This window comes from Streptomyces sp. NPDC048516 (assembly GCF_043199875.1).
In the GTDB taxonomy this organism is placed as follows: domain Bacteria; phylum Actinomycetota; class Actinomycetes; order Streptomycetales; family Streptomycetaceae; genus Streptomyces.
Window position 1 is genome coordinate 326143 of record NZ_JBICWS010000004.1, and the last position, 10559, is coordinate 336701.

Below are 10559 nucleotides of genomic sequence, written 5' to 3' on the forward strand. Positions count from 1 at the left end.
TCCGGTACGGCGTGCCGGGTACGGTATGCCCGGACAGCACACCGCCGGACCACACACCGGTGCGGTCGGGACTGACGGAGAGGGCTGGAGAAGCTTATGGAAGAGCCGCGTCGCCTCGGCGGCCGGTACGAGCTGGGCTCGGTGCTCGGCCGCGGTGGCATGGCCGAGGTGTACCTCGCGCATGACACCCGCCTGGGCCGCACCGTAGCTGTGAAGACGCTGCGGGTGGACCTCGCCCGTGACCCGTCCTTCCAGGCCCGGTTCCGCCGTGAGGCCCAGTCGGCCGCCTCGCTGAACCATCCGTCGATCGTCGCGGTCTACGACACCGGCGAGGACTACGTCGACGGTGTCTCGATCCCGTACATCGTCATGGAGTACGTCGACGGCTCCACGCTGCGTGAGCTTCTGCACTCCGGAAGAAAGCTGCTGCCCGAGCGGTCGCTGGAGATGACCACCGGCGTCCTCCAGGCGCTGGAGTACTCCCACCGGGCCGGCATCGTCCACCGCGACATCAAGCCGGCCAACGTCATGCTGACGCGCACCGGCCAGGTCAAGGTCATGGACTTCGGCATCGCCCGGGCCATGGGCGATGCCGGTATGACGATGACGCAGACCGCGGCGGTCATCGGCACCGCGCAGTACCTCTCTCCCGAGCAGGCCAAGGGCGAGCAGGTCGACGCCCGCTCCGACCTGTACTCCACCGGCTGTCTGCTCTACGAGCTGCTGACCGTCCGGCCGCCGTTCGTCGGTGACTCACCGGTCGCGGTGGCCTATCAGCATGTCCGCGAGGAGCCCCAGAAGCCCAGCAACTTCGACCCCGAGATCACGCCGGAGATGGACGCCATCGTCCTGAAGGCGCTGGTCAAGGACCCCGACTACCGCTACCAGTCAGCCGACGAGATGCGCGCCGACATCGAGGCGGCGCTGGACGGACAGCCGGTGGCGGCGAGCTCCGGCATGGGCGCGGGCGGCTACGACCAGGACCAGCCGACCACCATGCTGCGGCCGCAGGACCCGGCCGGCCAGACCTCCATGCTGCCGCCGATGAGCCCGGACGACGGGGGCTACGGCTACGACGACCGCGGCGACCGGCGCCGTGGTGGCGGCCAGAAGAAGAGCAACACCTCGACGATCCTGCTGGTGCTGGCGGCCGTCCTCGTCCTGGTCGGTGCGATCTTCATCGGCAAGGCGATGTTCACCGGCCACAACAACGGCGGCGGCACCACGCCGGTGCCCAACCTCGTCGGCAAGACCCTCAAGGAAGCCAAGTCGTTCGGCAGGAACGGCAGCTTCAAGGTCGCCGAGGAGGGCCGCAAGGCCTGCGACAACGTCAAGAAGGGCCAGGTCACCGAGCAGGATCCGAAGCCTGGCAAGGACATCGACAAGAACGACACCATCAACGTCACGCTGTGCACGGGCCAGGAGAAGATCTCGGTGCCCAGCGTCACGGGTCTGACCGAGGCCCAGGCGCGCTCGGAGCTCGAGGAAAAGGGCTTCACCAACGTCAACAGCAAGCCCCTGATCTCCGACCGGGACCCCGGCACCGTCGCGGAGCAGGATCCGAAGCCGAACTCGCAGCGGACCAAGGACACCAAGATCACGCTGTCCATCGCCACGGAGAGCCCGAAGAAGCAGGTCCCTGACGTCAAGGGCCAGGACTTCGCCGCGGCCCAGAAGCAGCTGAAGGACCTGGGCTTCGAGGTCTCCAAGAGCGAGCGGGAAGTCGCCGACCCCAACCAGGTCGGCAAGGTGCTCGACCAGAGCCCGGCGGGAAACACCGAGGCCAAGGTGAACTCCACCGTGACCCTCACAGTCGGCAAGGCGGGCGCTCAGACACCGGTTCCGGGTGTGATCGGCCAGCCCCTGAAGGAGGCGAAGAAGCTGCTCCAGCAGGCCGGCTTCACCAACCTCCAGCTCACCGGCAGCAGCCCGCAGGACGACACCGCCCGTGTCATCGACCAGGACCCGAAGCCCAACACCCCGTCCGATCCCAAGACCACCACCGTGACGCTGACCACCATCGGTGGTGGCGGCAACGGCGGCGATAACGGCGGTGGCGGGATCTTCGGCGGAGCATTCGGCGGCAACCACTAGCGGTCCCTGCGACGAGTAAGCACGGAGCCCCGGCACCCTGGGAAGGGTGCCGGGGCTTCTTCGTCGTCCGCACCGCACACCGGGTGCCGCGAGGGAGCGCCCCTGGGGGCCGCGCAGGTCCTCGGGCGCCTGGGGGCCTGTCAGGTCCGGGCAGGACCGGGCAGGACCGGGCAGGACCGGCTAGCGGAGTTCCTTCGGGGGTGTGCGGTCCGCGTCGACCTTCTCGGTGCGCTCCAGCTCGCCCCAGACGATGAAGCGGTAGTTCGAGGTGTAGACCGGGGTGCAGGTCGTCAGGGTGATGAAGCGGCCCGCCTTGTGCTTGCCGGACTCCTTCGGGATGTCGTCGAGGACGTCCACGTTGTACTTCGAGGTCTCGGGCAGCGTCGCGAACACCTTGTAGACGTACCAGGTGTCCTTCGTCTCGAAGCCGATCGGGTCGCCGTCCTTGAGCTTGTCGATGTTGTGGAACTTCGCGCCGTGGCCGTCACGGTGCGCGGCGAGGGTGAAGTTGCCCTTCTTGTCCTCCGGCAGCTCCGACTTGACCGGCTTGGTGTAGTAACCGGCCACGCCCTCATTCAGGATCTCGGAGTCGGTGCCCTTTTTGACCAGGACCTCGCCGTTGTCCATCGCCGGTACGTGCAGAAAGCCGATGCCGTCCTTGGTGTCCAGCTTGCCCGGGCCCTTGGGGCCGTTGCTCGCCCAGTGCTTGCGGACCTGGTCGCCCTGCTGGTGCGCGGCGCGGTCGGCGAGGACATTGGTCCACCACAGCGAGTAGGCGACGAACAGGCCCAGGATGACCCCGGCCGTGATCAGCAGCTCACCGATGACGCTGATCACGGCGGCGATGACCCTGCGCACCCGGCGCGGCTCGGGTGGTGGCGCGGACCGGTCGCATTTCTCGTCGGTTCCGGTTGCAGTCACCGCGCAGCACCCCTCTTATGTTCGCTCAGCCGGCGAGCGCATCCGGTTTGCCCTTGCTCCGCGGCCGCTCGTCGACCATCTTGCCCCAGACGATCATCCGATAGGTACTGGTGAACTCCGGGGTACAGGTCGTCAGGGTGATGTAGCGGCCGGGTCCGGTGAATCCCGACCCTGGCGGCACGGGGCCGATCACGCTGGTGTTGCTCGGAGACGTCTGCGGGAGGATGCTCTCCATCTCGTAGGTGTAGTACGAGCTCTTCGTCTCGACGACGATCTTGTCGCCCTTGGTGAGCCTGTTGACGTAGCGGAACGGCTCGCCGTGCGTGTTGCGATGCGCCGCCACCGCGAAGTTGCCCTTCTTGTCCCAGGGCATCGCCGTCTTGATCCCGCTGTTCTTGTCGTAGTGACCGATCATGCCGTGGTCCAGCACACGGTGCTTGTCGATGCCCTCGGCTATCGGGGCCTTCACATCCAGCTTCGGGATGTACATGATCCCGAAGCGCTCACCGTCCGCGAGATTCTTCTTCTCGCCGCCGCCCTTGTCCCACTCGTGCTGCAGGTTGCTGGCGGCGCCGCCCGCCTCCTGCTCGGCCATCACATTCGTCCACCAGAGCTGATAGGTGACGAACAGCAGCATCAGCACGCCGAGGGTGATGAACACTTCGCCCAGCGCGCGGCTGGCGATCAGGCTGGGGCTGTCCTTGGCCGCGCGCGCGGCCTGCCGGGCCTCCAGCCGGGACATGGGGGCGGACGCCGCTTCAGAGGCGGTCGCGGCGGCTGCCGTGGCGGCGGCCGCGCCGCTGTGGCGCCCGCGCCGGCCTCCCCGCTTGGCGGCCTCCTGAGCGGCCTTCCGCCGGGCCGCTCGGCCGCCGGATGCCGAGGTCTCGGTTTCACGTGAAACCGAGGTGTCCGTTTCACGTGAAACGGCCTCATCGTCGGGCTTCTCCGCCTGACGCAGCGCCATGGTCTCGTTGTCGCCCTGCCATGGTGTGGCGGCGGCCGGCACGGTCGGTGCGGGGCGCGCGGCAGGCGTGGAACCGACGGTCGGCGCGGGGCGCGCGGCCGGTGCGGGGGCAGGCGGTACCGGTGTCTCCGGCGTGGCATACGGCCGGGATATCGAGTCGGTCGCCGCGGGGCGCGGAGCGTGGCCGGGGCCACGACCGGACCCCTGGCCGGAGGGGGCCGTCCCGGCGCCGTACGACTGCCCGCCCGGCCGGGACGGCCTTTCCGGCTCCAGATGCGGGCGGAACCACGGTGAACCCTGGCTCTCGCCCTCCTGAGCCGCCTTGCCCCGTCGCCGCCCCCGGCCCGGCTGCCCGTACGGAGCGGGCGCGGGTGCCGGTGGTGCCGCCTGGCCCGGCAGCGGATCGTTCAGCGGGTCGTCCAGCTGCTCCACCGCCGCCTCGAACGCATCGGGATACCCGTACGGATCCTGTGATCCCTGCGGTTCCTGCGGTCCGTACGACTGCCGCGGTCCGTACGACCGCTGCGAACCGTCCGGCTCGTAGGACCTCCCTTCACGCCCGGGGCGCGGGTCGGTCACGCGCCGGCCTTGCCGACCACCGGGGCCAGCCCCGTGGAGCGCTCCACCGCCCCCTCGTCGCCGCATTCGACGAGCCAGTTGGCCAGCATCCGGTGCCCCCACTCCGTCAGCACCGACTCGGGGTGGAACTGCACGCCCTCGACCGGTAGTTCGCGGTGCCGCAGACCCATCACGATCCGCCCGCCGGGAACGTCCTCGGCCTCCGTCCAGGAGGTGACGACCAGTTCGTCGGGAACGGTGTCCGGTTCGACGGCCAGGGAGTGGTAGCGGGTGGCGGTGAACGGGGAGGGCAGGCCGGCGAAGACCCCGGCGCCCTCGTGGAGGACGGGCGAGGTCTTGCCGTGCAGCAGCTCGGGCGCCCGGTCCACCACGCCGCCGTAGGCGACCGCCATCGACTGCATGCCCAGGCACACCCCGAAGACCGGGACGCCGGTGTCCGCGCAGTGCCGGACCATGTCGACGCAGACGCCGGCCTGCTCGGGGGTACCGGGGCCGGGCGACAGCAGCACGCCGTCGAAGCCGTCCCGCGCATGCCGCGGCTCGACCTCGTCGTTGCGCAGCACCTCGCATTCGGCACCCAGCTGGTAGAGGTACTGGACGAGGTTGAAGACGAAGCTGTCGTAGTTGTCGACGACGAGAATCCGTGCGGTCATCGGACGGCTGCCATCCCTTGGTCGACAGTGACGTCATTGAAGGGGAGCAGCGGCTCCGCCCACGGAAAGACGTACTGGAAGAGTACGAAGACGACCGCCAGCGCGAGCACCAGGGAAATCAGTGCCTTCACCCAGGTGTTGCCCGGCAGATGCCGCCAGATCCAGCCGTACATGCTGTCGCTGTCCCCTTGCCGATGCCGATGACGATGACGATTGCGACACCAGAGTAAGGGGCGAGGGCGGGCACAGGTGGGTCAGCCGGTCAAAGCCGATGGCCTTCCCTGTGCCACGGGTTGGGTGGAATCCAGGTGTCCCCAGGCGATCAGCCGGTGGCTGTGGCCCCATTCCGGCTCGCAGGTCGTGAGCGTGAGATAGCGGCCGGGGCCGTGGAATCCGGACTTCGGCGGTACGGGGTCTATCACGCCGGTGTCGCCGGGCAGCGTCGTATAGGGAGGGCGGTCGATGCGGTAGGTGTACCAGGTCGCGCCGTCGGTCAGCACCACGGCATCGCCGGGGCGCAGCCGTGGGAAGTCCTTGAAAGGGTCGCCGTACGTGCGGCGGTGGCCGGCGACGGAGAAGTTGCCGGTCTCCCCGAGGCGCGCGGTGCGGTCGTAATGACCCAGGCCACGCTTGAGGACGTCGGTCTCGGTGCCTTCGAGCACGGGCTTGGCCCAGTCGGCGCCCAGGCGCGGGATGTACATCACGGCGAAGGAAGCGCCCGGTGCGTAGCGGCGGGGCCGCGCGTCGGGGGCGCGCGTGCGGCCGGGGGCAGACTTCCCGCCGGGAGCCGGTGTGCCGCCGGGGCCGGTGACCGGGTCCGTGGACCACTGGTGCCGGAGCTTGCCGATCTCGCCTTCCATGGCGCTGTCGGCCCGTACGCCGGTCCAGAAGAGAACGTAGACCACGAACAGCACGATCAGCGCGCCGACGGTGACGCAGATTTCGCTGAGCGTCCACACGATCCACCGCACCGCCGTCCGGCCCCGCAGCGTCATCCGGCCCCCGCCCCTCCCGCCGCCCCGCGGCGTGCGGGCTACGACTTCACAGGCTGTGCGTAGTGCAGATCCACTGTGCCGGAGTAGCCGGGAAGAGTCACCGCCTCGTGCTGGTCGACTTTCCAGCCCAGGCCGTAGGCGTTCACGTACTGGAGGTAGTTCTGGATGGCGGGGGAGGCGGTCAGCGCGTTGGTGAGGGCTTCGCGGTTGCCGACGGCGGTGACCTTGTACGGCGGGGAGTAGACCCGGCCCTGGAGGATCAGGGTGTTGCCGACGCAGCGCACCGCACTGGTGGAGATCAGCCGCTGGTCCATCACCTTGATGCCCTTGGCGCCGCCCTGCCACAGGGCATTCACCACGGCCTGCAGGTCCTGCTGGTGGATGACCAGGTCGTTGGGCTGCGGCTGGGGCACCCCGGGGATCTTGGCGGTGGCGTTCGGCGGGGCGTCGGTCAGAGTGACCGTCACGCCCTGGCCCTTCAGCGGCTTGGTGCCGGCGTTCTTCTCCAGCGCCTTGACCTTGGCTTCCTCGGCCTTGGAGTTGCCGTTGTCGCGCCGCGCGAGGGCGTCGACCTCCGCGCGCAGAGTGGCGTTGCGGTCGTCCTGGGCGCCGTTCTTGTGGCTGCGCTCCTGGATGAGGTCGGACAGCCGCAGCATCGAGTCGTCCGAGCGCAGATTCGTGCCGCGGGCGGTGTCGAAGCTCAGCCAGAACAGCAGCCCGGCGAGTGCGAACACGATGAGGGTGAGAAACCGCACGGGCCGCAGGCGGGGGCGAGGGGGGCGGTGGGGGGAGTCAGCGGAATTGCTCAACGTACCCTTACTCCTTACGGCGCCGCGGAAGCACTACGCTAACGGACGCCCGGGAAAAGGAATCCGCTCCCCACCGCGTCCGTGCCCCGGCGCACCCCTCGTACCCTCCCCCGCGGACGGGGCACCGCCCGCTGGAGCCCGGCAGAGAGCGGGGGAGCAGCGCATCGACAGGAGAGTTCCTCGTGCCGAAGTCACGGATCCGCAAGAAGAAGGACGACTTCACGCCGCCGCCGGCGAAGACCACCAACCTGAAGATGAACTCAGGGCGCGGTTGGGTGGCGCCACTGATGCTGGCGATGTTCGTCATCGGGCTGGTGTGGATCGTGATGTTCTACGTGTCCGAGGGCGATCTGCCGATCGCCGCGATGGGCAACTGGAACATCGTGTGCGGCTTCGGCTTCATCGCGGTGGGCTTCGGCGTATCCACTCAGTGGAAGTAGCACAAGCCCTGCCCAAGGCCATCCACACGGTTATCCACAGCCGGGGAAAACTTCAGAAGATCTGTGGATAACCTTCCGGAGGTTGACGCCGGTGTGATCGGCGGCACCCTCTCCCGGTCTGCGTCTCCCCGCATCCTTACTGGGGAAACGCAGGTCAGGCGGGCCCGAACAAGGGTTTCGCACAGCATGCACAAGATCGGCCACGCACTGTGGACAACGTGCCGGGACGGGCTCGTCAGCCCAGCAGCTGAAGGGTCCGTACCCACACCACCGCGACGATCGCGAGCAGAGCGGCCACACAGGTCGCGGTGTGCACCAGGGTCCGGCGGTCCCGCGGCGCATGCACCATCCCGAACGCCACCGCGGCGCCCACCACCAGGCCGCCGACATGGGCCTGCCAGGAGATGTTCGGCCACAGGAACGTGAAGACCAGGTTGAGGCCGAGCAGGATCAGCACCGGCTTCATGTCGTAATTCAGCCGCCGCAGCAGCACCGCGGTCGCACCGAGCAGCCCGAAGATCGCGCCGGACGCACCCAGCGAGGGCTGGTTCTGCGCGGCGAGGAGGTACGACAGGGCGCTGCCGCCCAGGCCGGCGAGCAGATAGAGCGCGGTGAACCGCAGCCGGCCGAGCGCCGCCTCCAGCGGGGGCCCCAGCCACCACAGCGAGAGCATGTTGAACGCGATGTGGGCGATCTGCTGGTGCAGGAACATCGCGGTCAGCAGGCGGTACCACTGGCCCTCCGCGACCCCGACCAGCTGGAACTGGCTCGGGTCGGCGGCGAGCCCCACCAGGTCGAGACGGCTGAGCAGCGGGCTGGCTTCGCCGCCGGTCGCGTAGACGGCGAGGAAGACCGCGGCGTTCAGGCCCAGCAGGATCTTGGTGATCAGCCGCGGATCGGCCGCGACGGTGCTGCCCGCGAGGGTGCGCGGAGCCGTCGCGCCCGGCGGGTGGCCGGTGCCGCTGCCGGCGCGGACACACGTCGGGCACTGGAAGCCGACCGAGGCGCTGACCATGCACTCCGGGCATATCGGCTGCTCACAGCGGGTGCAGCGGACGCCGGTCGGGCGGTCCGGGTGGCGAGAGCAGCCGGGCAGGCCGTCGTCACCCTGAGCGTCCTGCGGCGTGTGCGGGCTGCCTGGCACCTGGGTCATCCGTCCCTCGTCCTCTTCTCCGTCCGGGCGCGTCCACGCGTCCCCCCGCCCGGCCCCGTCCCGGACGAGCCTCGCGCCCCGCCTGAAGTACGACCGGGCGGGGCGCAATGGTTCCCCGGACCCGGCCGGGGCGCACGACGCGGCTCAGCGGGTCTCGACGGCCACCGACTCGATGACGACGTCCTTGAGGGGACGGTCGGTGCTCGGGTTGGTCTGGGTGCCGGCGATGGCGTCGACGACCTTCTTGCTCGCCTCGTTGCTGACCTCACCGAAGATGGTGTGCTTGCCGGTCAGCCACGCCGTCGCGCCGACGGTGATGAAGAACTGCGAGCCGTTGGTGGCCGGACCGGCGTTCGCCATGGCCAGCAGGTACGGCTTGTTGAAGGCCAGGTCGGGGTGGAACTCGTCCCCGAACTCGTAACCGGGGCCACCGGTGCCGTTGCCCAGCGGGTCGCCGCCCTGGATCATGAAACCGCTGATCACCCGGTGGAAGACGGTGCCGTCGTACAGCGGGTCCGTGGACTTCTTGCCGGTCGCCGGGTGGGTCCACTCCCGCTCGCCCTTGGCGAGTTCGACGAAGTTCTTGACCGTTTTGGGGGCATGGTTCGGCAGGAGCCGAATCTCGATGTCGCCCTGGTTGGTCTTCAGGGTGGCGTAGAGCTGCTCAGCCACGATCTACCTTCCATAAGTCTTCGCTGACGGTTCCCGATCCTCCCATGGACCGGCCCTCCCAGGGCTGGACCGCGGCCGCTCACCGCGCTGCGCGCCGCGGTGCGGCACCGCCCGGCCACGGCCCTTCCACGGCCCTCGCGCCACGTCGTGCGGGCCCTTTGGCCGTCGCCGCTGACGCTCTTCGTACGGATTTCCTGCGCCCGGAGGGGAAATTCGTGGCATTGTCGTCCACAAGGCTCCGGAAGGTCTGCAATGACCCGGATGCCCGCTCGCACATGCCGTACGACGCATGAGCGGGCATGATCTTCAAACGGGTGGACAGGCGATACAGCAGACACGGGGGACCAGCCCCCAAGCCCCGGATACGCCACCGAGGAGGAGGATCCCGTGACCCGCAAGGACAGCGTGCGCGCCGCGACCGGTACGGCCAAGGACAGCGTGCGGCACGCCGCGGAGGTGGTAGCTCCTTATGCCGGTACGGCCAAGGACGCCGCCGTGCACTTCGCTCACGAGGCGCGGACGCGAGCGGCTCCCAAAGTGGCCGAGGCCGCCCACCAGGCACGTACGCAGTACGACGCCCATCTGCACCCCCGTATCGAGCACGCCCGTGGCACCCTGCCGCCCAAGGTGGACGCGGCGGCGACCCGGGCGGCCTGCCGTACCCGCAAGGCGGCCCGCCAGGCGGCCGATTACACCGCGCCGCGGCTGGAGAACGCCGTGACCCACGCGCGTGCCGCGGCAGAACCGGTACGCGACGAAGCCCTCGCCCGTGGCACCGCCGCGCTGGCCGCCCTCCGCGGCCAGGTGACCGCCGCCGAGATCGCCAAGCTCCAGAAGAAGCACAGCCGGCGGGCCAAGTGCGGCAAGCTCGCCAAGCGCCTTGCCGTGCTGGGCATCCTGGCCGGCGGCGCGGTCGCCGCCTGGAAGTGGTGGGACAAGCAGGCCAACCCGGACTGGCTGGTCGAGCCGCCGGCCCCCACCGAGGTCAGCGACCGCGAACGGCTGAGCTCGGTCGACGGCAGCGAGGGCGCCTCGCTCGACCCGGAGATCCAGGCCAAGCAGGACGAGGCCGACGAGCGGCACGGCGGCGGCAACACGGCCTGACCACCGGCCACGGGCACCGGTCACGACCACCGGCCACGGGCACCTCAACCGGGCCGTGGGGCCCCCCCCCCGGGGGGGGGCCCCCCCCCGGGGGGGGGGGGCGGGGGCGGGGGGGCCCCCCCCGCCCGCCCCGGGGCGGGGGGGGGGGGCCCCCCCCCCGGGGGGGGGGCCGCCC

Annotated in this window: 11 protein-coding genes; 3 read left to right on the forward strand and 8 right to left on the reverse strand. The window is 69.7% G+C overall.

What is annotated here, in order from left to right:
* The first annotated feature begins 96 nt into the window (after positions 1 to 96).
* Entirely contained in the window at positions 97 to 2094 is a 1998-nt protein-coding gene (gene pknB / locus ACGFR7_RS11035; RefSeq protein ID WP_393316162.1) for a Stk1 family PASTA domain-containing Ser/Thr kinase, read from the forward strand.
* Positions 2095 to 2274: 180 nt separating this feature from the next.
* Here pknB and ACGFR7_RS11040 read toward each other — a convergent pair whose 3' ends face one another.
* From ACGFR7_RS11040 to ACGFR7_RS11065, 6 genes are all read right to left on the reverse strand, one after another.
* A complete protein-coding gene (locus ACGFR7_RS11040; RefSeq protein WP_393316165.1) occupies positions 2275 to 3015 on the reverse strand; it encodes a class E sortase in 741 nt (246 codons plus the stop codon).
* 25 nt (positions 3016 to 3040) lie between these two features.
* Positions 3041 to 4558 carry a class E sortase gene (locus ACGFR7_RS11045; RefSeq protein ID WP_393316167.1) on the reverse strand — a complete coding sequence of 506 codons (1518 nt, stop codon included), beginning with the start codon at positions 4556 to 4558 and terminating at the stop codon, positions 3041 to 3043.
* Complete coding sequence (locus ACGFR7_RS11050; RefSeq protein WP_393316169.1) at positions 4555 to 5211, reverse strand: aminodeoxychorismate/anthranilate synthase component II; 657 nt, start codon at positions 5209 to 5211, stop codon at positions 4555 to 4557. The genes ACGFR7_RS11045 and ACGFR7_RS11050 overlap by 4 nt, the downstream gene beginning before the upstream one ends.
* Positions 5208 to 5384 (reverse strand): hypothetical protein, encoded by a 177-nt coding sequence (locus tag ACGFR7_RS11055; protein ID WP_006604449.1) that lies wholly within the window; start codon positions 5382 to 5384, stop codon positions 5208 to 5210. The genes ACGFR7_RS11050 and ACGFR7_RS11055 overlap by 4 nt, the downstream gene beginning before the upstream one ends.
* Before the next feature lie 81 nt (positions 5385 to 5465).
* Positions 5466 to 6206: a class E sortase gene (locus tag ACGFR7_RS11060; protein WP_393316172.1), complete on the reverse strand. Its 741-nt coding sequence runs from the start codon at positions 6204 to 6206 to the stop codon at positions 5466 to 5468.
* Between the two features lie 38 nt (positions 6207 to 6244).
* Entirely contained in the window at positions 6245 to 7015 is a 771-nt protein-coding gene (locus ACGFR7_RS11065; RefSeq protein WP_393316175.1) for a DUF881 domain-containing protein, read from the reverse strand.
* 182 nt (positions 7016 to 7197) lie between these two features.
* Between ACGFR7_RS11065 and crgA the strand changes: the two genes are divergently transcribed.
* Positions 7198 to 7455 (forward strand): cell division protein CrgA, encoded by a 258-nt coding sequence (gene crgA / locus ACGFR7_RS11070; RefSeq protein ID WP_393316178.1) that lies wholly within the window; start codon positions 7198 to 7200, stop codon positions 7453 to 7455.
* 235 nt (positions 7456 to 7690) lie between these two features.
* On the opposite strand, the gene ACGFR7_RS11075 is transcribed toward crgA, so the two are convergent.
* Both ACGFR7_RS11075 and ACGFR7_RS11080 read right to left on the reverse strand, forming a co-directional pair.
* On the reverse strand, positions 7691 to 8608 hold the full coding sequence (locus ACGFR7_RS11075; protein ID WP_393316181.1) for a rhomboid family intramembrane serine protease: 918 nt from the start codon (positions 8606 to 8608) through the stop codon (positions 7691 to 7693).
* A gap of 144 nt (positions 8609 to 8752) precedes the next feature.
* On the reverse strand, positions 8753 to 9280 hold the full coding sequence (locus tag ACGFR7_RS11080) for a peptidylprolyl isomerase (RefSeq protein ID WP_393316184.1): 528 nt from the start codon (positions 9278 to 9280) through the stop codon (positions 8753 to 8755).
* A 387-nt stretch (positions 9281 to 9667) separates the two neighbouring features.
* On the opposite strand from ACGFR7_RS11080, the gene ACGFR7_RS11085 reads away from it, so the two are divergent.
* Positions 9668 to 10384 (forward strand): DUF5324 family protein, encoded by a 717-nt coding sequence (locus tag ACGFR7_RS11085; RefSeq protein ID WP_393316187.1) that lies wholly within the window; start codon positions 9668 to 9670, stop codon positions 10382 to 10384.
* The last annotated feature ends 175 nt before the right edge of the window (positions 10385 to 10559 follow it).

Coding starts and splice junctions, on each gene's coding strand:
- ACGFR7_RS11055 (WP_006604449.1), bottom strand. CDS start 5,384: ATGTACGGCTGGATCTGGCGGCATCTGCCGGGCAACACCTGGGTGAAG.
- ACGFR7_RS11060 (WP_393316172.1), bottom strand. CDS start 6,206: ATGACGCTGCGGGGCCGGACGGCGGTGCGGTGGATCGTGTGGACGCTC.
- ACGFR7_RS11075 (WP_393316181.1), bottom strand. CDS start 8,608: ATGACCCAGGTGCCAGGCAGCCCGCACACGCCGCAGGACGCTCAGGGT.
- ACGFR7_RS11050 (WP_393316169.1), bottom strand. CDS start 5,211: ATGACCGCACGGATTCTCGTCGTCGACAACTACGACAGCTTCGTCTTC.
- pknB (WP_393316162.1), top strand. CDS start 97: ATGGAAGAGCCGCGTCGCCTCGGCGGCCGGTACGAGCTGGGCTCGGTG.